Consider the following 24644-nt stretch of genomic DNA (forward strand, 5'->3'; position numbering starts at 1 on the left):
GAGACCTGCGGCCCCGCGCCGCCCCAGACCTGCACGAAAGGCACCGAACATGTCCGACCTGCTGCGCGCTCCCGCCGAGATCAAGTACGCCGAGGAACTCGACTGGCTGGAGTCGATCGACGACAACCCCAAGCCGTTCTCCTGGCGGCTGTCCCCGAAGATGGTCCGGCTGTTCATCCTCGGCTCGGAGCGCGCCGACGGCCTCGACCGCGAGATCCCTCAGAAGTGGTTCGGCGACCGCAGCTTCGTCGAGCGCTCCATCGTCACCCTCGCCTCCGACCGCGGCCTGCTGCTCATCGGCGACCCCGGCACCGGCAAGAGCTGGCTCGCCGAACTCCTGTCCGCCGCGATCAGCCGGAACTCCACTCAGGTCGTGCAGGGTACGGCCGGCACGACCGAGGACCACATCAAGTACTCCTGGAACGTGTCCATGGTCATCGCCAAGGGCCAGTCGCGTGAGTCGATGATCCCCTCGCCGATCATGACCGCGATGGAGACCGGCACCATCGGCCGCTTCGAGGAGCTCACCCGCTCCACCAGCGACGTCCAGGACGCGCTCATCTCGATCCTGTCCGAGAAGTACATCTCGGTCCCCGAACTCGACAGCGCGGACGGCGAGAACATCGTCTTCGCCAAGCCCGGCTTCTCGGTCATCGCCACCGCCAACAGCCGCGACCGGGGTGTCAACGACCTTTCCTCGGCGCTCAAGCGCCGCTTCAACTTCGTCCGTATCCCGGTCGTGACGAACAAGCAGAGCGAGACGGAGATCGTCCGCTTCCGCACCGAGGAACTCCTGCGCCGCCACCAGATCGAACTGGACGTCCCGCCGAACCTGCTGGATGTCCTGCTTCAGAGCTTCGCCGACCTGCGCGCCTCGGCGACCGCTGCCACCAGCGACGACGAGAAGCTGGAGTCCGCGCTGTCCACCGCCGAGCAGATCGGCGTCCTGGAGGACGCCATCCTGCACTCCAACTTCTTCGGCGAGCGCGCCCTCACCGCCCGCACCCTCGCCTCCTCCCTCGTCGGCTCCCTTGCCCGCCGCGAGCCCGAGGACCTGGCCATCCTCAACAAGTACCTGCACGGTGTCGTCGAGCCCCGCGGCAAGGAGGAAGGCGGCCTGTGGCCGGAGTTCCTCGACGGCGGCCGCGACGCGATCGCGACCCTGTCGTGAGCGGCCACCAGGAAGGAACCTTCGAGGCGCTCCGCGTCCAACTCCAGGAGGCGGCAGCCGCGTTCGCCGACGGGCCGGCCGCCCTGGAGGGCATCCTCCTCGGCCTCGTCGACGACGTCGACCGCGCCGCGCGCGAGCCGCTGGAGATCTTCCCGGTCTGCCACCACTCCCCCGCCTCCGCGCTCGCGATGGCACGCCGGCTGCGGGAGAAGCAGCCGAAGGTCGTGTACCTGGAGCTGTGCGAGGACATGACGCCCCTGCTCACCGAACTGCGCAACTGCAGGCTCCCCGTCGCGGTCCAGGCGTTCGCGTCCCGGCTCGACGGCTTCCCGGAGGAGTGGGCGCCGCTGTCCGTGGTCGCCCCGATCACCGAGGCGTCGGCCGAGTACCAGGCGATCGCGTACGCGCTGGACACCCCGGGCGTGGAGCTCGTCCTCGTGGACCGCTCCTCGGATCACGTCTTCCAGTGGGACACGCGCCGCGGCCGGACGGAGACGGCCGAAGCGGACGCGCCGGCGGCCGAGGAGGAGGCCGCGCTGCACGGCGATGCCGTCGGCGTGGAGATCGGCGACCTGCGGCCGCGGTTCGCCGAACTCGAAGAGCATCTGCTGCGGCACGGCAGGGTGCGGCACTGGTCCGAGTGGTGGCACCAGTACGTCGAACTGCCGCTGGGTGACAGCGACCACGACACGTACCGCCAGGCCATGTTCCTCATCGGGAGCCTCTTCCGGCGTCTGGCCCCCGGGGACGCGGAGCGCGTGCGGGTCGACGAGGACCGCGAGCGCTACATGTGGACGCGGATGCGCGAGCACCTGGCCGCGACCGGCACGGACCCCGCGGACTGCATGTACGTCTGTGGCGCCTTCCACGCCGCAAGCCGTGTGGCGGAGTTCGGCGTGGACGGCGGCGACACCTTCGAGATCAGCCCCCGCACCGGCACCACCTGGCAGTACGGCCTGATCCCCTCGAGCCACGCGGCGATCGAGGCGCAGTTCGGGCTCGCCGCAGGCTCGGTGTCGATCGCGGCGACGGTGTGGGCGAAGAACCTCAAGCGCACGCGTGTCGAGCCCTTCCGACTCGCGGGACAGGCGGGAGCGAAGAAGACGCGACCGAGGAAGATCTCGGCCGTGGCGACCGTGCCGAGTGCCGAGCCGGCGGACATGCTCACCGGTTTCCTTCGGAGGCCGCCGGTCCTGGACCGTCTGGACGAGGCCGAACTGCTCGGCTGGTCCGTGGACATCGTGCGCGCCGCCCGCCGTAACGGTTACCTCGCCTCCACCGCCGACGCCATCGCCGTCTTCGAGACGTCGATCCTGCTCGCCGGGATGCGGGACCGGGCCAAGCCCACCCCGTACGACTTCCAGGACGCGGCCGTCACCTGCATCGAGAAGGACACCGTGCCCGGGCGGCGCGACGTGCGCCGACTCGTGGAGATCATGATGGGCGGGGACCGAATCGGTCAGGTCGGCTACGAAGCCCTGCCGCCCCTGGCCCGCGACGTCCACGACCGACTCGCTCCGCTCGGGCTGAAGCTCGAGGCACGAGGCGTGAAGCGGGCGCTGCTGGACATCGCCGGCCGCCCTGAGCTGGAGCGCTGCTCCGATGTGCTGTGGATGCTGCGGTACCTGATGCCCCACGGTGCCGCTCGCCCGATCATGGGCGAGCGGACCCTCGGCGAGCGCCCGATCCAGGAGTCGTGGGACCTCGCGCTCGGCACCCACCAACGCGCCCTCATCGAACTCGGCTACGAGGGCGTCAGCGTCGAACAGGTCCTTGAACAACGACTGCGCCGCGCGGCGTACGGCCCGCAGGCCACCGCCGCGACCGTTCTCCAGGCCGTCGAGGACGCGACCCTCCATCTGCGCAGCCGTCGCCTCGCCGATGAACTGGGCACGCGCGCCTTGGAGGTGCTCGCGGCCGAGCGGAGCGTCGACGGAGCGCCCGAGGTACTCCGCCGTGTGCGCCGGCTCCTGGCGTACTACCGGACGAGCGAGCCGGTGCTGCCCCCGTGGATCGAATCCTTCGTGAAAACGGGCTACGCGCACTACTGCACGCTGCTTCCGACCGCGTTCGCCGACGAGGACGCGGGCGTGCGGCAGGTGGCCGCGATGCTCGGCTTCCTGTTCAGCATGGAGTCACTGGCGCTGTCCCTGGGCTGCGACCGCACCCAGCTCGAGCTCGCGGTCGCTCAGTCCCACCCGGAGGACCCGTCCAAGACCGCGCTGCTGTGGGCCTCGCAGACCCAGCTCGGAACCATGAGCCGGAGCGAGCTCAGGGAGCGCTGCGACGACCTCCTCACCAACCCCTTGGCCCTGCCGACGTACCCCCGCTATCTCAGCGGCTTCCTCCACGCCCTGGAGCCCGCGCCCGGCCTCACCGACTTCGTCGTGGAAGCGGTGTCGAACGCCTTCGGCCGGCTTCCGGACCCGGTACTCCTGCCCTGGCTGCCGACCCTGATCACCACCCTGCGATCCAGCGGCGCCGAGCTGGCCCCGCTCCTCATCCGCGAGGCCGGACGGATCTTCCCCTCCCGGCTCGGGGCGCTGGACAGCTGGATCCCGCCGTGGCGGGAAACGCCGCAGCCGGTCCGCAACCGCGCCACGTCCGACCCGGGAGGCGGCGACCGCGCGATCCTGCTCGACGCCCATCCCGCGACCTGCGATGCGGTCGCCGCGCTGCTCGGGTGCGAGGATCCTTGGGAGCCGGCCACGAGTGGTCCCTCCGGATCGGCCCTGGTGGGACGTCACCCCGCCACGGCAGAGGCCGTCGAGCTCCTGCTGACCCGGATCTGACAGGGAGCACGCAGGAGCCTGCCGTCCACCCGACCCGGGCTCCTGCGTGCCGGCGTGCTCCTGCCCGCCGGTGCGCTGCCCCGCCGCGCCGGGAAGCGGCTCGGCTCGCCCTCGGCACGACGGTCGTCGGTGGCGGGAGGAACCTCCTGGCGGTGTCCGACGGGCCGTCGATGCCGGTCGGCTCAGGTGAGAGACGGCACCCTCTCGGACTGCGGTGGCGGACCGGGCGGTGTGCCATCGCCGAACGGCCGCCCACCGAGGTGTTCCCGACCGTGCGGGGTGAGCCAACCGCTGGTGTCCGGGCCCTTCGGGACGATCCCGCTCGGGTTGATGGTCCGGTGCACCACGTAGTAATGGGCCTTGATCTGCTCGAAGTCGATCGTGTCGCCGAATCCGGGCGTCTGGAACAGGTCCCGCGCGTAGGCCCACAAGGCGGGTAGCTCGGTCAGCTTCTGCCGGTTGCACTTGAAATGGCCGTGGTAGACGGCGTCGAACCGGACCAGTGTCGGAAAGAGCCGGACGTCGGCCTCGGTGATGGTGTCGCCCACCAGGTAGCGCCTGCTCGTCAGCCGCTGCTCCAGCCAGTCTAGCCGCTCCCACAATTGCTGGTACGCCTTGCCGTACGCCTCCTGTGAGCTTGCGAAGCCACACTTGTAGACGCCGTCGTTCACGTCCTGGAAGACCTTGTCGGCCACGTCGTCGATCTCGTCGCGCCACTTCTCCGGGTAGAGGTTCGGCGCGCCGTCCCGCTGGTGGGCGGCCCACTCGTGCCCCAGGTCGAGCGTCATCTGTACGAAGTCGTTGGTCACCACCTCACCCGTGGGGACGTCGACGATCGCGGGCACCGTAATGCCACGCGGGTAGCCGGGCTGACGCGCGAAGAACGCCTCCTGCAGCCGTTCGATGCCGAGCACCGGGTCCTTGCCGCCCGGGTCCAGATGGAACGACCAGCTCCGCTCGTCGTGCAGCGGCCCGGCGACACCCATCGACATCACGCCCTCGAGGCCCATCAGGCGCCGGACGATCACAGCCCGATTCGCCCACGGGCAGGCCCGGGCAATGACCAGGCGATAGCGCCCGGGCTCCACGGGATAGCCGTCGCGGCCGTCGGCCGTGATCCGAGTCGTGATGTAGTTCCTGTCCCGCTTGAACTCACCGTCACCAGCCATGTCCCGAGCCTAGCCATCCTTGGCGTTCGTGGAAGTCGCACGGGCCGGCCTCATGCATCAGACCTCATTGCTGGGTCGCGTAGGTCCACGTTCGGAGCCGGATCGCGAGGGACGCCACGCGGTCCAGGGTGATGCCCGTGCGACCAGGTAGCGGGGGCCCGGCTGTACGCCGAGGCGAAGGTACGACCGGGTGGCCGGTCACGGCACCTGGACTTCGAGGGGAGCTTCACCGCCCGCGCCGTCACACGAGCAGCGCCCCTCACCTGGCGGGGAGGGGCGCTTCGTCATGCCTGTCACCACCCTGCCGCATCGCCTGGTTGCGAGCGGAGGGGTGCGGGCGCCGAGCGGGTCAAGGCGCACGGCGCACGCGGTTCAGGGGGTCCCATCGGGGTGCCTGTCCACCGTCGTCCGGCGGACCGTCACCTGCGGGTGGTGTCAGCCGCGGTGGTGGTCGTGGTCGCGGTCGTGGTGGTGGTTGCCCCAGGACTTGGTGTCGATGGTGCGGCCGTGGTCGTCGCGGAGGGTGGCCTTGTCGCGGTTGTTGTCCCAGACGTAGTTGCGGCGGTCCTGGTAGAGGTCGGTGCGGCTGTCGCGGCCCTCGCCGGTGTGGATCCGGATCGTGGCCCGGCCGGCGAGGCGGACGTCGCGGAACCGGTAGCGGTTGCCGTCGTTGTCACGCAGGGTCCAGCCGTCCAGGTTCACAGCGCGACGGCTGTTGTTCGTGATCTCGACCCATTCGGCGTTCAGCGACCGGTTGGAGCGGTTGTCGCGTCCGGGGCTGTCGGCCTGCACGCGACTGATCTCGACCCTCGGCTGCTGGCGGTGGCGGTCGTCGTCGTGAGCGGCGACGGCCGGCAGAGCAGTGGCGGAGACGATGGCGCCGGCGGCCAGCGCGGTCGCCGCGATGCGGCGGGCGGTCGAAGAAGCAGACATGGGTGATGTCCCCTCAAGAGCAGTGCCCCACCAGCCATTCGAGCTGGTGGATGCGGTTGGGTTGTCTCGGTCCGGTGTGGCCGAGGACCCGAACTCTGCGGCCTTTTCGGACATGTCGACAGGCCGACCGAACCCAGTTACCAAATGCGGACATTTCTGTAACTATCAGATTCACAGAGCACGCAAATGCCGCAGATGTGGCCCTGACATTCGCTGCCCGCTACACCCACCCGTTCAATGATCAACGGCAAGCCCTTACCGGCTCCGGAGCACGGATCGCCGCGTCGCCCCGCACACTCCCCCAACTGGCGGAGGGGCCTGCGTAACAGCCGTTCCGCACGATTCTTCGCACAACCAGGGCGACCTCGCACGCAAAGACGACCAGCCCTCAGCGGTCCCGCCCGAGGAGGAGGTCACAGGCTCGCGAGGAGGTCGTCGAGCGGGGCCGGTACCTGCGCGGGGTCGAGGGCCTCGACCAGGAGACCGCCGTAGCGGATCTTGCGGCCCTTCTTCGTGCCCAGGAAGCGCCGCAACTGCTGGTGACGGGGTCGATCCTGCTGCGCCGGCTGGCTCAGGAAGGTCTGCCAAGGGCGCAGGTCGCCCTCGGCCCGGATGATCTCCTCGACCCTCGCCGTACCGAGCGCTTGGATGAGCTCGTCCTCCAGGTCGGCCACGCACACGAAGAAGCTCGCGCCGGGCGCCCCGGACCGCTCCAGGCCGCGTTCGTAGTAGCGCTGCTCGCGCTCGTCGCACAGTCCTGTCAAGCGCAGGCCGAGACCGGGCGGCCCGAGAAGGCCGGCGTAGCGGCCGACGTTCATCGCCCCGCCCATCGACACGACGCACACTCCTTCGGCGGCGAGGTCCCGGCCACGCCGCGCGGCCAGCGCCTCGACGGCCGCGAGGTCACTCAGCCCTTCCAGCAGAACCGCCGTCCGCAGCCCCAGTTGCCTGGCCAGCTCACTCGCCGGTCCACCGGGACCACCCGCCGCCCATCGATCGACCGCATCCCTGAACGCCCACATGTCCACCATGGAGCGAGTCTGCACGCCCACCGGCCCGCACGGCAGCGCATTATTCGAACGCCTGACTGGACACGCCTGATGACCGCGACGTCGGTGGGGACGCTGGTGACCGCGATGCCGGCGGCGGGGTCGTCGTCGGTGACTTCTCCCCCGGGGTTTCGTATCCCGCGATGTCGCCGCCGTGGCCCCAGTAGACACCGCCGCAGGACAACGGCCTGCGCGCCGATGTCCCCGAGACCGGCGGTCGTACGCATCTGCGCTGGGCACCCGACCCGCACGGAGCGAGCGGTCCGATCGAGGTCCGGGTGGCGGCCGCGCCGGCCAGGCCGGCGCTCACAGTGGTCGACCGGACCGGGGCCGGGACGAGTACGGGCACGAGCGCGGGCCGGGGTGCCTTCCCCACGTCCGGGCACGGCATGCCCGGACTGGCCGAGCGCGTACGACTCCTGCACGGCGAATTCGAGGCCGACCAAGTCGGCCCACAGCACCGGCGGTTGGCGGTACGGCTGCCGGTACGGCTGCCGGCGTGATCGGCTGCTAGGCACGTGCGGGCGCCGGCACAACCAGCCTTGGCACGAGCGACGCCGTCACGCCCGTCGCCGGCACCGGCCCCGGCACCGGCCCCGCCGGCCCGGGGTTCACCGGGTGACGCGGCCGGGAGGGTCCTGATCTTCGCCGGCTTCGTCAGCCGCCGCTCTCCGGGGTGAGCAGCGCCCGGGGGCGCCCGGACGCTACCCCCGGAGCCGCCGCCGTCACTCGGCGATTTCCGTGCGCTCCCACCACTCGTAGACGGGGAGCTCTCCTTCTGGGCCCTTCTGAACGCGCGAAGTGGCTTTGAAATGTTCGTATCCGCCACGGTGTGGGATTTTCAGATCCTCGCCCGGCTCGGCCACCGGCACGACCCGCTCCGCCAGGTCGTCCGGCCCGCCCACAAGTGCCGCCATGATCGTCATGGGCCCCAGTCTCACCAACCACCCGACCCTGCGCACCCCGACGCGCCGCCCCCGCACCCCGCGCACCCCGCGTACGGAGGAACCCGAGTGTCCGCGCGTTCGGCGCGTCGGCGGAGCCCCGGGCGCTCAGGCTCGCAGCCCCGTGACCTCGCCCACGTGGCGCAGGCTCGGGTCGAGCAGAATTCCGTGCAGTTGCTGGAAGACCTGGCGGGCCGCCACCGCGTTCCAGTCCGTCGGGAGCAGTTCGGTGGGCAGACCCGGGTCCAGGTAGGGGAGGCGCCGCCATTGGGTGAGCAGCGGGACGTAGTGGCGGAAGGCCTCGGCCGGTTCGGGTTGCGCTTCGGTCGCCGTCAGACGGGTGGCCACCGGTGCGTAGGTGTCGGTGAACTCCGCGTACTGCTTCTGGATCGCCGGGAAGTCCCACCACGAGCTCACTGTGCCCGGAAGATCGCTGAAGGCCGCGTACTCGGCGGCGAACAGGTGGACGTACTCGCTGAGGCCGAGCCGTACGAGCATGCTCCGGGCGTCCTCCAGCAGCCGGCCCGGTGCCAGCCACACGCCCGGGGCGATGTTGCCGAAGCCGAGCCACGTCAGGCGGGTGCGCAGCTGGTAGCGGTGGGAGCGTTCCGACTCCGGTACGGAGAACACCGCCATGGCCCAGCCGTCCGCCAGATCGGCAGGTTCGAGGCTGCCGAAGATTCGGCGGTCGCCCTCGTCGAAGACGGGCAGGACGGCCGGGCTGAGCCGGTAGCCGGTGGCACCTCGGCGTTCCGGTTCGAGGACCCCGCGCTTCTTCAGCCGGGAGATCGCCGAGCGCACCGCGGGGCCGTCGACGTCCAGCTCCCCCATCAGCGTGATCAGGTCCGCGATGGAGATCCAGCCGCCGAGGCGGCGCAGGAACGCTCCGTAGACCGTGTTGATCAACGAGCTGGGCCTGAGGGGGCTGTCCGACATGATCGCCTTCCGTTGTACGCGGTCGCGATCATATCGGGGCCCCCTTCGGGCCCTGTCCGGTCAGGCGTACGCCCCCGACAGCAGATGCCCGGCCCCGGGGGCCACGGCCGGGAGGTCCAGGGCGCGCAGCATCTGGTGGGCGGTGCACACCGCCGCCGACACGACCGGCTTGCCCAGGAGCTGTTCGGTCTCCTCGATCACGCCGAGCGAGGGCATCTGTACACATGCGGAGAGGACGACCGCGTCGGCCTCCGCGTGGTCCAGCGCGCGGGCGAGCCCCGGCAGCCTGGCCGGGTCGTGGGCAGCCACGTCCAGGTTGTTCGGGATCTCCAGGGCTTGGTGGTCGAGGACTTCGATGCCCTCCCGGGTGAGGTAGTCCACGACTGTCTGTGTGAGGGGGCGCATGTACGGGGCGAGCAGCGCGATCTTCCTGGCACCGATGGTGTTCAGCCCCTGGACGAGCGCGCCCGCGCTGGTGACGACCGGCGCGGGGGCGCCGTTCTCGACCGTGCGCAGGTGCAGCCGCTCCTCGGAGACCCGGTGGTAGCCCGGTCCCATGCTCATGATGGCGACGAGGCAGGCGTAGCCGAGCACGTCGACGCGCGCGTCGGAGAGTTCCACGGCGCAGCGGTCGGAGTCGGCGTCCATGGCCTTGAGCTGCTCGGGCGTCACGTGGGTCATGCGCATCCGGCTGGAGTGGAAGGTGAACCGCTCGTCCGGCGCGACGGCCTCACGGGCGCGCAGGATCGCGGGGACCTCGGTCTCCATGGTGACGTTGGAGCTCGGCACGATCTGACCGATGCGGTAGGTGCGGTGGTTGCGGGGTGGTGGCACGGGGTGCTCCTCGGTTCTCGTACGGGGATGGGTGCGGGGTGGCCGTGCGGGGCCGGTACCGCTCGTTGCGGGTCGGGCGCGCACGGGCCCTCGGCACAGGGCTCAGCGTGCCGGGCCGGTACCGCTCGTTGCGGTTCGGACACGTACGGGCCCTCGGCACAGGGCTCAGCGTGCCGGGCCGGTACCGCTCGTTGCGGTTCGGACACGTACGGGCCCTCGGCACAGGGCTCAGCGGGCGTCGACCACTGGGTTGGTCAAGGTGCCGATCAGCTCGACCGTCGCCTCCACCGTGTCACCGGGCGCGAGGAACTCGGGCGGGACCATGCCGGCCCCCACCCCGGACGGCGAGCCCGTCGCGATGACGTCGCCGGGCTCCAGGGTCACTCCGGAGCTGATGTCGGCGATCAGGCGGGCGATGGGGAAGAGCATGTGCCGGGTGTTCGACTTCTGCTTCGTGACGCCGTTGACGCGCAGCGAGAGGTCCAGGGCCATGGGATCCGGGATCGCGTCGGCGGTGACGACCACCGGGCCGAATGGCGCGTACGAGTCCTGCCCCTTGGAGAAGAACCACTGGCCGGAGCGGCGCTGGTCGCGGGCGCTGATGTCGTTGACGATGCTGAAGCCGAAGATGTGGTCGTACGCGTCCTCCTCGCTCACCCGGGAGGCGGTGCGGCCGATGACGACGGCGAGTTCACACTCCCAGTCCAGCTGGGTGGTGAGGTCGGCGTTGTGCAGGATGGGCGCGCCGGGGCCGGTGACGGCGGTGGCGGGCTTGCTGAACAGGACGGGGCGAGGCGGGAGTTCCTTGTCGGTGTCGAGGCTGCGGCTGGACTCCTCGACGTGCTCCACGTAGTTGAGTCCGACCCCGATGATCTTGCCGGGGCGGAAGGGGGCGCCGAGCCGGACGTCACCGGGCCGGTGGACGGCGTGGGCAGGACGGTCCCCTTCGAGCAGCAGGCGCACGGCGTCCAGGGTGGCCTGGCCGGCCTGGACCAGGCCGAGCAGATCGTGCGGGAGGGGGACGCCCGCGTGGTCGGCGAGGGCGGTGAGGTCGAGGATCTGGTCGTCGGTCTCGACGCCCGGCCGCGGGGACTCATCGGCGGCGGTCGTGAAGGTCAGCAAACGCATGGGGGCTCCTCGTGGGTCAGGCGGCGGTGACGGGCTGGTGGCCACCGTTGTCGGGGTACGCCTCTTCGCGGTGGAAGCCGAGGGAGCGCATGACGGGGAAGTCGTTGAAGGAGAAGAGGCAGGCGTCCTCGGACGGGTCGAGGTTGTGGTGCTCGTGCCAGGCCCAGGACGGGACGCAGAAGATGTCCCCCTCGGTCCACTCGAAGCGCCGGCCGGCGATCACCGACGCACCCCGGCCCTTGGCGACGGTGTAGATCACGGAGCCGGTGTGCCGGTGGGCCGCGGTGGCCTGTCCGGGGCGCAGCAGCTGCATGTGGGCGCCCATGGTCGGCATCACCGGGCCGCCGGTCACCGGGTTGGTGTACTCGGCGATGACCCCGTCGTACGGGGAGCCCTCGGTCGCCTTGGCGAGGCCGCGCAGGGCCTCGTAGGTCGGCTCCCACGGGTAGGCGAGCAGCGGCGAATAGGGCCGGGTCCACTTCTCCGCCCCGTAAGGGAGCAGGGTGCCGGAGTAGGTGAGGACGGAGGAGTTCACCACCTTTCCGGGAGTCTGGTAGAGGTCGGGATGCACCTCGTAGAACCCGGCGTCCAGGGCGTTGACCAGCGGGATGTCCAGGCCGTCCTGCCAGATCACCGGGGCGTCGGTCCCGTCGTTGCCGTGCTCGTGCCAGGTGCCGTTCGGGGTGATGGCGAAGTCGCGCGGGCCGACCTCGAGCTTCTGGCCGTCGACGATGGTCCAGGCGCCGTTGCCCTCGTGGACGAAGCGGAGGGCGGCGGCCTGGTGGCGGTGGGCGGTCATGGCCTCCCCCGGGCCCATGATCTGGAGACCGGTGTAGAGGAGTCCGGCGGCGGCGCTGACGTCCTTGCGTCCGGGGTTGACGAGCATGACGACGCGACGGCCTGCGTCGTCGGCCTCGACCAGTCCGAGGGCCTTGTGGACGAGCGGCCGCAGTTCCTCGTAACGCCACAGTACGGGAACGGACTTGGGCTGCGGATACCACGGCTCGATGTCGTTGGCGACGGTCCACAGGGCGCCGGCGTCCAGCGCTTCGAGTTCGCCGTAGTACGCGGTGAGTTCGGGGGTGTCGGAGACCCGGGCGCGGCCGAGCATGCTGTCGTCCTGCTCGATGGTCATACGTCCTCCTCAGGTGCGGTGGCGGTCGGGGGGCCCGCCTGCGGCGCGGTGAAGGTCACCGGCGGGCGTGGGGTGTTGTCGACTTCGAGGCGGAAGATGTCGAAGCGGTTGTAGTGGCCGGTGATGTCGTGCATCTGCTTGGGCTGGATGCAGCGGCCGAGGTCGATCTCGCCGTAGACGATGCCTTCGTCGTCGACGAGCGGTTCGGTGACGGGGCGGCCGTCGGGGCCGAAGATGCCGGACAGTGCGCTGCGCGGCCGCTGGAACAGGGCGCGCAGCTCGTCGTCGTCCCCGGCGAGGGTGTCGACGATCTCCGGCGAGACGGTGGAGCAGGCGACGACGGAGAAGACCTTGCCCTCGAAGCTGTGGGCGGCGGTCCGTACGGCGATGGCGTCGGCCATGTCGTAGTCGGCCGGGGCGACGGGCAGCGCGATGTAGCAGGAGGCGTGGACGAGTTCGCCCTGGGCGAGGAGGGTGAACCGGGCCAGAGTGTTGGTGTTCTCGCCGCAGGCGAGGGCGCCGAGCGGGCCGACAGGGGTCCGGTGGACGCGCAGGGAGCTTCCGTCGCCACCGGTCCAGGTGAGCTTCTCGGCCCACGTAGGCACCAACTTGCGGTGCACACCGAGGAGTTCTCCGTCCGGCCCGATGGTGAGCAGGGTGTTGTAGAGGACGCCGAGGCTGTGGGACGCCCGCTCGTTGACTCCGATGACGAGGACGACGCCGTACTGGCGGGCCGCGGCGCGCAGGGCGTCGACGTACGGTCCGGGGATGTCGACCGAGGCGCGCTGGAGCCGCTCGAACCAGGGCGAGCCCTGGACGGGGTTCATCGTCCAGTTCCAGTACGGGTAGCCGGGGACGAACACCTCGGGGAACACGACGAGTCGGGCGCCGTTGCCGGCCGCCTCGGCGATCAGGGCGACGGCCTTGTCGACGGTGGCGGCGGGGTCGAGGTAGACGGGCGCGGCCTGGACGGCAGCGGCCGTGAAACGGGGCAGCGCGTCGAGGGTCGGCGGCGGTTGGGGCACGGGGTTGTCCCCTTTCATCGGGTGCGGGAGGCGGTGGCCGCTTCGGCGGGCACCGAGGCGATGGCGGCTTCAGCGGGCGCGCCGGCGGTGGCCGCGCGCGGCAGCCAGCGCTGGTGCACGGGGGCGGCGGGCTGCCGCAGGAGTTCGAGTCGCGGAGGTACGCGGTCCGTGCGAGCCGCGGGCGGGCGGCCGCTGCCGGCCTTCCAGGACGGAGCCCAGGGTGCGGCCGGGCCGCGATAGCCCTGGGCGGCCGCGGCGTGCAGGGTCCACAGCGGGTCGTGGAGCTGGGCGCGGCCGACGCCGCACAGGTCGGCACGGCCCGCCAGGATGATGGAATTCACGTCGTCGTACGTGGAGATGGCTCCGACGGCGATGGTCGGTACCCCGGTGGCGTTGCGGATCAGATCGGCGTACGGGGTCTGGTAACTGCGGCCGAAGCGGGGCCGCTCATGTGCGACGACCTCCCCGGTGGAGACGTCGATGGCGTCGGCGCCCGCCTCGGCGAGGGCCCGGGCGATGCCCACGGCGTCGGCCTCGCTCAGGCCGCCCTCCGCCCAGTCGGCTGCGGAGATCCGGACCAGCAGTGCCTTGCCCGCCGGCCATGACTCCCGTACGGCGCGCAGCACTTCCAGGGGGAAGCGCAGCCGCGCGGCCAGGGTGCCACCGTACTCGTCGGTGCGTCGGTTGGTCAGTGGCGAGAGGAACCCGGAGAGCAAGTGGCCGTGCCCGTACTGGAGTTCCAGGGCGTCGAATCCCGCCCGGTCGGCGCGCTGGGCCGCACGTACGAAGTCCCGTACGACCAGGTCCATGTCGGCACGGGTGGCCTCGCGCGGCGCCGAGCCGTTCTCGTCCCAGGGCAGTGGGGAGGCGGCGATCAGGGGTCCGGCGGCCGCACGGCGGCCCGCGTGGGTGAGCTGGATGCCGAGGCAGGTGTCGCTCTGGCCGTGGACGAAGGCGGTGATGCGTCGCCAGGCGGCCTCGTGATCGTCGTTCCACAGGCCCGGGCAGCCGGGGTCGGGGCGGGCGTCGGCGCCGACCGCGGTCATGCCGGCGATGACCAGGCCGGCCCCGCCGAGCGCCTGCGTGCTCAGGTGGACGAGGTCGAAGTCGCCCGGGACTCCGTCACGGGCGGTGTCGAGGGCGGTGGGCGGGACGACGATGCGGTTGCGCAGGTGCAGGCCGCCGATCCGGAAGGGCCGGAACATCGGCGGGACGGGCTCGGTGGTGTTGACGGCGGTGGTGAACGCCTCGTCGCGGACGCGCAGGTTGTCGTAGGTGACGCGGCGACTGCGGGTCAGCAGGTTGAAGGCGAACTGATGCGGGTCCTGGCCGGTGTAGCGGTCGATGTTCTCGAACCATTCGAGGCTGGCCTGGGCGGCCCGCTGGGTGGACTCCACGACCGGCCGGCGCTCGTCCTCGTACGCGGCGAGCGCGCCCGGAACGTCGTCCGGGTGCTCGTGCAGGCAGGCCGCGAGGGCGAGGGCGTCCTCCATGGCGAGCTTGGTGCCGGAGCCGATGGAGAAGTGGGCGGTGTGGGCGGCGTCCCCGAGGAGGACCACGTTCTCGTGGCGCCAGGTGCGGTTGCGCACTGTCGTGAACCGGAGCCACTTGGAGTTGTTGGGCAGGAGGCGGTGGCCGTCCAGGTGCCCGGCGAGGATCTCCTCGCAGCGCCGGATGCTCTCCTCGTCGCTGGCACCGGGCGGGTACTCCCGGTCGGCGGAGTCCGTGAAACCGGCGCGCCGCCAGGTGTCCTCGTCGAGCTCCACGATGAAGGTCGAGCGGGTGTCGTCGTACGGGTACGCGTGCACCTGGAGGGTGCCGAAGTCCCGCTCCTCGACGATGAAGGTGAAGGCCTCGAAGACCTTGTCGGTGCCGAGCCACATGTAGCGGCCGGCGCGTTCGTCGAGGTCCGGGCCGAAGGTGTCGGCATAGGCGGCGCGGGTGGCCGAGCGGACGCCGTCGCACGCCACCACCAGGTCGTACTCGGCGGCGAGTCGGTCCGCGGGCGGTGCCTGGGTGCGGTAGCGGACGTCCACGGCGAGGGCCGCGCTGCGGTCCTGGAGGATCCGCAGGAGACTCCGGCGGCCGAGCGCCGCGAAGCCGTGTCCGCCGGAGGTGAGGGTCTGTCCCCGGTAGCGGACGTCGATGTCGCTCCAGCGGGCGAACTCCGCCGACATCGAAGCGTGGATGACCGGGTCGGCGGTCGCGATGCCGTCGAGGGTCTCGTCGGAGAAGACCACCCCGAAGCCGAACGTGTCGTCGGGGGCGTTGCGCTCCCAGACGGTGACCTCCCAGTCAGGGGAGAGCTGTTTGGCCAGGGCCGCGAAGTACAGGCCGCCGGGCCCTCCTCCGATGACTGCTACGCGCACGGGGTACCTCCTGTGGTTCTGTGGATCAGCTCGGGGGCCTGCGGGCCCGCCTTGGTGAGGACCTCGCGGACATCGGCGGGCCAGGGGGTGGTCCCGGTGGCGCGGGCCGCCGAGTGGGCGATGACCATGCGGCCCGTGGCGGCTTCCGCGCCTTCCTCGCCGAAAACGGTGAAGGCGTAGTGAAGGGAGCTCGCGCCGACCTTGGTGACGCGCAGTTCGGTGCGGACGGCCTCGCCGAACCAGAGCCGGGCGCGGTAGTCGGCCTCGAAGTGGACGCGGGGCGTGCTGCCGAACAGGTGGGAGAGTCCCAGGCGGCGCAGCAGTACGGCCTCGGCAGCCTCGACCCAGCGGACGACGGTCGAGTGGTGGTAGTGGCCGGCGGCGTCGGTGTCGGGCCATTCGACACGGCGCTCGACGATAACGCTGGGCAGGCGCGCGACCAGGGCCTCGGGGGCGCCGTCGGCGCAACTGCCTTCGGCTTCGCCGGCCTTGGTGCGGGTGCCGTCGATTCCGTCGGCCTCGGTGCGGGTGTTCCCGGGTTCGGCGGCCGCTGTACTGGGGGTGCCGGGTTCGGCGGCCGCTGTACGGGGGTCGACGGGTCTTGCGACCTCCGTGCGGTCGCCAACCGTGCGGGCGTCCTCGGCGCGGGCCCCGGCCCGGGCGAGTCGGCGCAGTTCGCCGCGCTGGAGCTTGCCGTTGGCGGTCTTCGGGAGGTCCGCGACGAATTCGACGGCCCTCGGATACTTGTACGGTGCGATGGCCTGTTTGACGTGGGCCTGGAGCTCGCGGACGGTGGAGGCGGCCGCCGGGGTGCCGTCGCGCAGGACGACGTACGCCTTGACGACCATGCCGCGCCGCTCGTCGGGGGCGCCGACGACGCCGCAGTCCTTGACGTACGGGTGGGCGGCGAGGGCCTTCTCGACCTCCGGGCCGGCGATGTTGTAGCCGGAGGAGACGATCATGTCGTCGCTGCGGGCCACGTACCAGAAGTAGCCGTCGGCGTCCCGGATGTAGGTGTCGCCGGTGATGTTCCAGCCGTTCCTGACGTACGTGGTCTGGCGCTGGTCGGAGAGGTAGCGGCAGCCGGTGGGGCCGGTGACGGCCAGCAGGCCGGGTTGTCCGTCGGGTACCGGATCGCCCTGGTCGTCGACCACTGCGGCGCGGTACCCGGGGACGGGCCGGCCCGTGGCACCGGGGCGGATGTCCTCGTCGGCGGCGGAGATGAAGACGTGCAGCATCTCGGTGGCGCCGATGCCGTCGATGATGCGCAGGCCCGTGGCGGCGTGGAACTCCTCCCAGACGGAGGCCGGCAGGGGTTCTCCCGCGGACACGCAGCGGCGGAGTCCGGACAACTGCCCGGTCGCCCCGGCGGCCATGATCGCCCGGTAGGCGGTGGGCGCGGTGAACAGGACGGTCACACCGTGCGCCGCGACGAGATCCGCCAGCTGCTCGGGGGTGGCCTGCTCGATCAGCAGGGTCGCGGCGCCCATGTGCAGGGGGAAGACCACGAGCCCGCCGAGGCCGAAGGTGAAGGCCAGCGGCGGTGTGCCGGTGAAGACGTCGTCGGGGCGGGGTTTGAGGATGTGCCGCGAGAACGTTTCGGCGTTGGCGAGGACGTCCCGGTGGAAGTGCAGCGTCGCCTTGGGGCGCCCTGTCGTCCCCGAGGTGAAGGCGATCAGCGCCACGTCGTCGGCCGCGGTCTCGACGGCGGTGAACCGGCCCTCCTTCGTGGCGCAACGGGCGGTCAGATCGGCTTCGCCATGGCCCCCGTACGGGATGACCGGCAGGCCGGAGCGTCCTGGCGGGCCCGGAGGGCCCGCCGCGTCGAGCTCCGCGATGTATCGGTGGTCGCACACGGCGACCGACGGGCGGCTGATCTCGCACAGTTCGGCGAGTTCGGTGGAGCGCAGCAGCGGCATGGTGGTGACAGCCACACCGCCCGCCTTGAGGACGCCGAACCACGCGGCGACGAGCCAGGGGTTGTTGGGGCCACGCAGCAGGACGCGGTTTCCGGGACGGAGCCCGTGGTCCTCGGTGAGCACCTGGGCGACCTGGTCGGCGCGCTGCTGGAGCTCGCCGTAGGTCCAGCGCTCGGTCGGGGTCAGCAGACAGGGACGGTCGGGGCCCCAGCGCTCGACGGCGTCGTCGAGCAGGCGGCGGGCGCAGTTGAGCCGGTCGGGATAGTCCAACTCCGGTAGATCGAAGTGGAGTTGGGGCCAGAGGGAGAAGTCGGGAAGCCGGTCACGGCAGAAGGAATCGGCATGTGCCGAAGGGGAGAGCTCCATGGGGCGGCACCTCAATCAGGGAGCAGCGGGGAGATGAGGCAAGTATCTCGATAATTTGGCGGCCGTCAACTTTCCTCGATATTTCGAGCCCCGCAGCGTCGCCCGAGCGACTCAGGCGAGGGGGACGCGCACCCGCACGCACTTGCCCAACTCGTGTGCCAATACGGCGAGTTCACCGCCGACCTCGGCAGCCAGCAGCTCGATCAGAAGCAGACCTCGACCACCCTCGGCGTCCGGATCGACCTCCACGGCGGGATCGGGCAGCTGAGGCAGGGCAGCCACCCCGTCGGCAACCTGCAGGCACAGCCAGCCCCCGCCACAGGAGACGCCGACGCGCATCCGACCGGTCGCGGCAGCGGCGTGCTGGACGACATTGCCGACGAGCTCACTGACGGCCAGAAGGAAGGTGTCCGCGATGTCGGCGGCGATCCGCCAGCCCTCGAGCAGAACGCGGACGCGCGTCCGGACCAGCGGAACGGTCGCCGCAGTGGGCTCGGGCACCCAGCGAACGAAGGCCCGCGCGGGGGCGGGACCCGGAGCGTGATCCGCAGCGCACCCCTGGGCGTGACCCGGGGCCGGCGCGTGCGCAGGGGCCGGAACGTGGGGTGCGGGATGAGCGGTGGCGGTGAGCATGACGCGCTCCCAAAGGGGGACACGCGACGCAACCACATGGTCACTCGTGTAACTAGCCCAAGAATCAGAGAGCTACTGGGCTTGTCGTCAGCGGAAATGCGTCGCTAGAGTTTTGATAACACGTGTAACACGTTACGTCTCCCCGGGCGCCACGCGCAAGCATTTCGGACAAAGCGCTACGAACCCCGGGTCCGGCAGAAGGGCCGCAATGACGCAATCCCACCCGGCCGAGCTCGACCTGGCCGACATGACCTGGCCGCCCCCGCCCTACCACCCCCCGGTACCGCCAGTGACGGACGAGCACGGGGTGCGCCGCTTCGACGGGGTCACCTACGCCACCACGCCCGGCTACCGTCCCCGGCTCCTCGACGTCCAAGTCCCGGCCGGAGAGGGGCCGTTCCCCGCTGTCGTCTGGATCCACGGCGGCGGCTGGCTGGACGGCGACCGGCGCTACCCGCCGCCGACCGTGCCGGCCGCGCTGCTGCACGGATCGGTCCTGGCCGCCGGGCTCGCGCTCGTCTCCATCGACTACCGGCACAGCCTCGAAGCTCCCTTCCCGGCCCAGCTGCACGACGTGAAGGCCGCGATCCGGTACGTCCGCCAGTTCGCCGGCGAACTCGGCGTCGACCCGGACCGGATAGCCGTCTGGGGCGAGTCGGCGGGCGGTCACCTGGCGGCACTGGCCGGCCTCGTCGGCCCGGGCAGTGCGAACGCCGAAGCACTGGAGGGCGCGCACGGGGTGGCCACCGGAGACACCGGCGTCCGGGCCGTCGTCGACTGGTACGGGGTCTCCGACCTCCCCGCCCTGGCCGGTCACCCACTGCCGGGGATGCCCCCGGGCGGCGAGTTCCCCGACCCGTACGACGCTCTGCTCGGCGGCACCGAGGCGGAGCGCCCGTCGCTCGCCCTGGCCGCGAGCCCGGTGACGTACGCGCAGGACTCGACCCCGCCGCCGTTCCTGCTGATCCACGGCACGCGGGACGGACTGGTCCCGTTCAGCCAGAGCGAGGCGCTCGCCGAAGCCCTGGTGGCCGCGGGTGGAGACGTGACCCTGCGGCCGGTCGAGGACGCCGACCACATCTTCCTGGGCTCCCCCGACATCCCGGAGATCGTCGCGGAGAGCGTCGCGTTCCTGGCCCGGCACCTGAGCCCAGGGGTCTGAGGCTCCCGCCCGGCGCCCTGCCCCCGCGCCCCCACCCGCAGCCGGTCCCCCTGCCGGCTCCATCTCCCCCTTCCGACGCGCTCCCGTTCCTTCGCGGTCCGCATTCCGTCGCAGTCCTGTTCCGCCGAGGGGCCCGGTCCGTCCGGGCCCCTCGGGTACGTCGACCATCCAAAGGCCGCGGACCCACCCCGCGGTCGCGAGAGGCACCCATGTCCACGCATTCGGCCACCCCCTCCCCCCTCACGGAAAGACCGCCCGCCGGCACGGCGGCCCCGCACCGCCGCACCGGTGTCCTCGTGGCGGGGCTTCTGCTGCTCGGCATCGCCACGCTGCCGGCTTTCGTCGTCCGGCCGAACCCGACGAACCCGCCGTTCCAGAGTCTCGACGACCAGTGGCTGGCCTGGATGGGCGGCCCGCACGACGGGCCGTACGCCGTACTGGCAGCGGTCCTGAACTGGTTCGGCGGCCCTCTGGGCGTCGTCGTACCGCTCGCCCTGCTGTTCTTCCTGCTTCTGCGCAGGCGCTGGGCCTCGGTCGGCTTTCTGCTGGGCGTCTACTTCGCCGGCAATCTGTTCGTCGTCCAGGGGCTCAAGCACCTGGTGGACCGGCCGCGTCCGGCGAACCCGCTGGTCCGGGTCGACCACGGCTCGTTCCCGTCCGGCCATGCGGCGGGGGCGGCGCTGCTCGTCGTACTCGTCGGGGTACTGCTGGTCCCGGCCGCGCGGCGACGGGCCTGGTGGCTCGGGGGCACCGTGTTCACGCTGGCCATGATGTGGAGCCGTACCTGGCTCCACGCGCACTGGCTCACCGACACCGCGGCCGGAGCGGCCGCCGGTGCGGGCGCGGGTCTGCTGGCGTGGTGGCTCTGCGTCCCCGCGCTCGCCCGGGAATCGCTCCGCGACCGCCGGGGGGCGGCCGCGACCACCCCGGACGCAGCACCTGCGGTGCCGTAGCCGAATGCGGCGGCTCCCGGCCCGTGAACCAACGGACCGGGAGCCGCCGTATTTCAGGTGAGCCTCCGCCGGCCCGGTGGAGGTGGCGCCGCGGACAGGCGGGGCCGCACGTCCCTGGCGGGGATGGAACTCAGGAGGTCTGGCGGTGGACGAGTACGGCCTCTATGGCGGGGAGCGGTGCGGTCGAACCCGTCTCGATCAGCTCGTGCAGGGCGTCCGCGATCCGAGCCGGTGAGGCCAGGTCCAGGCGGATCGTGCTGAGCGCGGGCTGCTGGAACGCCGAGAGGACGAGGTCGTCGGAGCCGACGATCGCCACCTCGTCCGGCACGGCGATGCCCTCGACCTTGAGCGCGTGCAGGAGCAGTGCGGCGTACTCGTCGTTGTAGGCGAAGACGGAGTCGAGGTCCAGGCTCGCCCAGCGGCCGGCGAGCGCGGCGGCAGACTCCCTGGTGTACGCGAGCTCCACCGGGGTGACGGTGGCCATGTGCCGTGCGGCGACCGATTCGGCTCCCGCGAGGCGCGGCCGGGCGAAGGCGTCGAGGCCGCGCTCCTGGGGCATGACGACGCCGATACGGCTCCTGCCACGGGCGATCAGGTGCTCGGCGGCCGTGGCGCCGATACGGGCGTGGTCGAAGCCGATGGTATGGACGCCGGGCAGCGGGCGGGACGCGAAGGCGAGTAGTCCGCGCACTCCGGCGCGGCGCAGCAACTCGGCGGCCTGCGTGGTGAGGCGGTCGCCGTCGAGGGCGACGACCGCCGCCGGGCGCAGTTCCGCCCAGGCGCGGGCGGCGTCGACGGGATCGCTGAAGCGGCCCGCGTGGAGGACGGCGGTGTAGCCGCGGCGGTCGAGTTCGCTGTGCAGGTCGTCGACCCAGTCGCTGACGAGTCGGCCGATCGCGGAGATCGAGGCGGGCATCAGGACGAGATTGCTCCGGCCGGCGCGCAGGGACCGGGCGGCGGCGTGCGGGACGTACCCGAGCCGGTCGGCCGCGTCGAGGACGCGGGCACGCGTGCTCTCACTGACCCGATGGCCCGGGGTGTCGTTGAGTACGAAGGAGACGGTGGCGCGGGACACCCCGGCGAGGCGCGCCACATCGGCGCTCGTGATCGATGCGGGGACGGGGGTTTCTTCTGCCATGACGTCCCTTGACGCTCCTTGCGGTGAGTTTGTGTCTGCTGTCGTGCCTGCTTCCACCTCCGAGGTTACACGAGTTAGATCAAGAGAGTGGTGGGCCGCGCGCGACAGCGCCCGACCCACCACGGGTCCGTCGGCCCTGCCGATACGCAGGGAGCGTTCGCGTTACGGCGTGAGGTCCCGCGTCACCGCGCCGTGCAGGCGACGCGAGTCACCGGCGAGGTCGCCGAGAGCGGTCACCACCGAGTCGAAGCGCATCGTGGTGCGTGTGTCCGCGCCGTACGGGTCCCATGTCGGCATCTCGGCGTGGTTCGGGTCGCCGGTGCGGGCGAACGCGATCCAGGCCTGATGCATCGTGTGCGCCAGCCCGTCGCGTACCGCGGGGTCGAGCCCGGCGAGGAAGGGCGCGTGCGCCCACCGGTCGAAGTTGGCGAAGACGAAGGGGAGTTCGAGACAGTGGGCGGCGCCGAGGCGGCCGTCGTACGCGGGCGTGGGGAGGTCGAACTGGTAGGCCCAGACGGGCCGCCCCGATTCCGCCCTGGCCTCGGCGAGTCGTACGGCGGGGACGCGGAAGAGCTCGTCCGTGATCAGATCCATCAGCACATCGGCGGGGCTCGCGCCGGGCCGGGTCCGCTCGTACGCCGCGTACACCCCGGGCGAGGCTTCGGCCCCGAAGGTCTCGGCGATACGGGCGATCACCTGGTCCCGGTCGACGGCGGCATACGCCGGGTCCAGGGCGAAGCCGAAGTTGGCCTCCTCGCGGGTCCAGCCGATCATCACGTCGATGCCGCTCGCGGCGCCGTGCAGCAGCGCCTCCACCGGGTGGCATGTCAGGGTGACCCCGTCGACGACGGGCAGGAACGGGGTCGGCCAGTAGCCCCAGCTCGACGTACGGGCGAACAGCCCGCCGGCCGCACCGATCAGCACGGGCCAGGGCAGCTCGCGCAGTTCCGCGACACTCTTGACGCCGGTCAGCTCCATATAGGCGGCGGTCCGCTCCAGGTACGCGTCCGGGCCGGGGAGGTCGAGACCGAAGGGCGGGCTCTGCAGAATCACGCGCCTGATCAGCCCCTGGGTCTCGGGGAGTCCGGCCAGGGCGGCCGTCGACAGGGCACCGCCCGACTGCCCGGCGACGGTGATGTTCTCCGGGTCGCCACCGAACGAACCGATGTGCGCCACGATCCAGCGGAGGGCGGCGAGTTGGTCGCTGAGCCACGGGTTGCCGGCGCCTTCGGGGTTGCCCTCCTCGGCGCCGGTGTAGAGGTAACCCAAGGGGCCGATGCGGTAGTTGATGCTCACCACCACGAGGTCGCCGTCGCGGGCGAAGGTCTCGCCCGAGTAGTTCGGCATCGACCCGGAACCCGAGACGAAGCCGCCTCCGTGGATCCAGACGAGCACCGGGCGGCGGGCCTCGTCGGCAGCCGGGGTCCAGACGTTGAGCGTCAGGCTGTCCTCGTCGAAGGGCGGCGATCCATGGCCGCCGAGGACCGGGTCCCCGCCCTCCATGTACAGCTGCGGCACGCTGGGACCGTCGGCGGTCGCGTCCCGGGTTCCGCTCCAGCCCGGGTGCGGCTGGGCGGGGCGCCAGCGCAGGTCGCCGACCGGGGGTGCGGCGTAGGGCACGGCACGGAACACGGCGACCCCGCCTTCGGCCGTGCCGCGCAGACGCCCTGCGGGGAGGTCGACCAGCGTGTGATCCGGGCCTGGGGTGAGAACCATGAGCCAATCCTTCCTGGGTCGGGCGCCGAACAGACGCCGACCCCGTCGAGAGTATTGCGGAAATTCTTCGACCGTCAACGATTCGCGACACGACCGGGCCTTCACAGCCAGAGGCTGTTGGCCGCCGTACGTTCCGCCTCCGTTTTCAGCAGGGGCTCGAACGCCCGCCACAGCAACAGGCAGGCGCCGACTCCGGCCAGCGCGCCGGCCAGCGTGTCGCTGAGCCACTGGGCGTGCAGCCAGGTGCGGCTCCACATCATCGCGACGACGTACACGGCACCGAACAGCCACCACCAGCGTCGCGCACGCGGCGGGAACAGCACCACCGCGGCCACGAACATCAAGGCCACAGCGCTGAAGACCTGACCGGAGGGGTACGAGCCGTCATTGACGAGGACCCAGGGATAGGGCGGACGCGGGCGGTCGACGAGCTGCTTGAGGGGCAGCACCACGACGACACTGGCGAGAACATTGGCCACGAACATGTACAGCGCCGAGCGCCAGCGACCGTAGACACAGAGGCAGCCGCACAGAATGAGCGGCAGGACCATGCCGAGCGGGCCGCCGAGCCGGTCGAGGACGGTGGCGATGCCGGTGGCCGCGTCGGCCTGTGAGCCGTCCATCGAGGCCGCCCAGCGATCGTCGACCCCCTGGAAGAACGGGCGGTCGCCGGCCCGGAGCACCAGCCCGATCAGGAGCGGCGCCAGAAGGAGCGCGATTCCGGCGGGAAGCGCGTGGCGCGGCGGGGTGGCCGGGAGGTGGTGGCGGGGAGGGTGCGCGGGACGCGGGGGCGGGGACGGCGCGGCGTCGGGTGGGCTCGGCATCATGGCGGGCCTTTCACGGTGGTTCACCCGGAGCGGTGGGGCGCGCGGGAGGGCGGGCGCGGGGTACGGACGGGAGGCGCGCGAAAGCGGGGGGACGCGGAGGACGCGGGAGGGCAGTCACGGGAGGGGAAGAAGCGCACGGAAGCGGAGACAGCGCGACGGGAGGGGACGCGGAGGCGGGCAGGCACGACCGCAGGGGTACGCGGAGGCGGGGGAACGCGGAGGCGGGGAAGCGTGGTGGTCGCTCGGCCGTACAGGCGTAGGTCGTACGGCTGCATGGGCCGGCTGGAGCACCGGAGCCCTGGAGCCGTCGTCGCGGTGCGGCACGGAGTATTGCGGATGCGTGACCGCCGCCACAAGAGCAAGAGGGTTTCGAGACACGATCGCCCTGGTCAGCACCGCCGCCCGACTGGTTACACGTGCCCCACGTGCGATTCTCCCCTCGGTC

At 71.4% G+C, this 24644-nt stretch carries 19 protein-coding genes and 1 pseudogene; 4 read left to right on the top strand and 16 right to left on the bottom strand.

Translation table 11 applies throughout. The annotated features are described in order from the left end of the window. Positions 1-49: 49 nt before the first annotated feature. Positions 50-1171 (top strand): ATP-binding protein, encoded by a 1122-nt coding sequence (locus ACZ561_RS37900; RefSeq protein ID WP_471004317.1) that lies wholly within the window; start codon positions 50-52, stop codon positions 1169-1171. Continuing rightward, positions 1168-3963, top strand: coding sequence for a DUF5682 family protein (locus tag ACZ561_RS37905; protein WP_471004319.1), 2796 nt, complete (start codon positions 1168-1170; stop codon positions 3961-3963). Before ACZ561_RS37900 ends, ACZ561_RS37905 begins: the two co-directional genes overlap by 4 nt. A gap of 182 nt (positions 3964-4145) precedes the next feature. Here ACZ561_RS37905 and ACZ561_RS37910 read toward each other — a convergent pair whose 3' ends face one another. The 13 genes and pseudogenes from ACZ561_RS37910 to ACZ561_RS37970 form a co-directional block, all read right to left on the bottom strand. After that, complete coding sequence (locus ACZ561_RS37910) at positions 4146-5132, bottom strand: glutathione S-transferase family protein (RefSeq protein ID WP_471004321.1); 987 nt, start codon at positions 5130-5132, stop codon at positions 4146-4148. 435 nt (positions 5133-5567) lie between these two features. Then, a complete protein-coding gene (locus ACZ561_RS37915) occupies positions 5568-6065 on the bottom strand; it encodes a lamin tail domain-containing protein (RefSeq protein WP_471004323.1) in 498 nt (165 codons plus the stop codon). A 413-nt stretch (positions 6066-6478) separates the two neighbouring features. Beyond that, positions 6479-7096 carry a TOPRIM nucleotidyl transferase/hydrolase domain-containing protein gene (locus tag ACZ561_RS37920; RefSeq protein WP_471004325.1) on the bottom strand — a complete coding sequence of 206 codons (618 nt, stop codon included), beginning with the start codon at positions 7094-7096 and terminating at the stop codon, positions 6479-6481. Positions 7097-7839: 743 nt separating this feature from the next. Then, on the bottom strand, positions 7840-8040 hold the full coding sequence (locus ACZ561_RS37925; protein ID WP_471004326.1) for a DUF5988 family protein: 201 nt from the start codon (positions 8038-8040) through the stop codon (positions 7840-7842). 126 nt (positions 8041-8166) lie between these two features. Further along, positions 8167-8994 carry a PaaX family transcriptional regulator gene (locus ACZ561_RS37930; protein ID WP_471004328.1) on the bottom strand — a complete coding sequence of 276 codons (828 nt, stop codon included), beginning with the start codon at positions 8992-8994 and terminating at the stop codon, positions 8167-8169. 60 nt (positions 8995-9054) lie between these two features. Then, on the bottom strand, positions 9055-9762 hold the full coding sequence (locus ACZ561_RS37935) for a maleate cis-trans isomerase family protein (RefSeq protein ID WP_471004374.1): 708 nt from the start codon (positions 9760-9762) through the stop codon (positions 9055-9057). Positions 9763-10056: 294 nt separating this feature from the next. Next, positions 10057-10956 (bottom strand): fumarylacetoacetate hydrolase family protein, encoded by a 900-nt coding sequence (locus ACZ561_RS37940; protein WP_471004330.1) that lies wholly within the window; start codon positions 10954-10956, stop codon positions 10057-10059. Positions 10957-10972: 16 nt separating this feature from the next. Continuing rightward, the gene (locus ACZ561_RS37945; RefSeq protein ID WP_471004332.1) at positions 10973-12091 is read right to left on the bottom strand and encodes a cupin domain-containing protein; all 1119 of its coding nucleotides are present in this window, start codon (positions 12089-12091) and stop codon (positions 10973-10975) included. Continuing rightward, complete coding sequence (locus tag ACZ561_RS37950; protein ID WP_471004334.1) at positions 12088-13116, bottom strand: carbon-nitrogen hydrolase family protein; 1029 nt, start codon at positions 13114-13116, stop codon at positions 12088-12090. The genes ACZ561_RS37945 and ACZ561_RS37950 overlap by 4 nt, the downstream gene beginning before the upstream one ends. Positions 13117-13130: 14 nt before the next feature. Further along, a complete protein-coding gene (locus tag ACZ561_RS37955) occupies positions 13131-15485 on the bottom strand; it encodes an oxidoreductase (protein WP_471004336.1) in 2355 nt (784 codons plus the stop codon). Beyond that, entirely contained in the window at positions 15476-16159 is a 684-nt protein-coding gene (locus ACZ561_RS37960; protein ID WP_471004376.1) for an acyl-CoA thioesterase, read from the bottom strand. Before ACZ561_RS37960 ends, ACZ561_RS37955 begins: the two co-directional genes overlap by 10 nt. After that, positions 16145-17770, bottom strand: a pseudogene (locus ACZ561_RS37965) (AMP-binding protein); the annotation flags it as partial. The gene ACZ561_RS37960 and the pseudogene ACZ561_RS37965, both read right to left, overlap by 15 nt. Positions 17771-17881: 111 nt before the next feature. Then, positions 17882-18271, bottom strand: a complete 390-nt coding sequence (locus ACZ561_RS37970) for an ATP-binding protein (protein WP_471004338.1) — start codon at positions 18269-18271, stop codon at positions 17882-17884. A 340-nt stretch (positions 18272-18611) separates the two neighbouring features. On the opposite strand from ACZ561_RS37970, the gene ACZ561_RS37975 reads away from it, so the two are divergent. Next, positions 18612-19565 carry an alpha/beta hydrolase fold domain-containing protein gene (locus ACZ561_RS37975; RefSeq protein WP_471004340.1) on the top strand — a complete coding sequence of 318 codons (954 nt, stop codon included), beginning with the start codon at positions 18612-18614 and terminating at the stop codon, positions 19563-19565. Positions 19566-19774: 209 nt separating this feature from the next. Next, positions 19775-20518, top strand: a complete 744-nt coding sequence (locus tag ACZ561_RS37980; protein ID WP_471004342.1) for a phosphatase PAP2 family protein — start codon at positions 19775-19777, stop codon at positions 20516-20518. A 130-nt stretch (positions 20519-20648) separates the two neighbouring features. Here the strand turns inward: ACZ561_RS37980 and ACZ561_RS37985 are convergent, their stop codons facing one another. The 3 genes from ACZ561_RS37985 to ACZ561_RS37995 all read right to left on the bottom strand — a co-directional run bounded on the left by ACZ561_RS37985 (position 20649) and on the right by ACZ561_RS37995 (position 24199). Then, positions 20649-21656, bottom strand: coding sequence for a LacI family DNA-binding transcriptional regulator (locus tag ACZ561_RS37985; protein WP_471004344.1), 1008 nt, complete (start codon positions 21654-21656; stop codon positions 20649-20651). 162 nt (positions 21657-21818) lie between these two features. Continuing rightward, positions 21819-23372: a carboxylesterase/lipase family protein gene (locus ACZ561_RS37990; protein ID WP_471004346.1), complete on the bottom strand. Its 1554-nt coding sequence runs from the start codon at positions 23370-23372 to the stop codon at positions 21819-21821. A gap of 101 nt (positions 23373-23473) precedes the next feature. Further along, a complete protein-coding gene (locus ACZ561_RS37995; RefSeq protein WP_471004348.1) occupies positions 23474-24199 on the bottom strand; it encodes a phosphatase PAP2 family protein in 726 nt (241 codons plus the stop codon). Between the last annotated feature and the right edge of the window lie 445 nt (positions 24200-24644).

This window comes from Streptomyces sp. NPDC039609 (genome assembly GCF_055596705.1).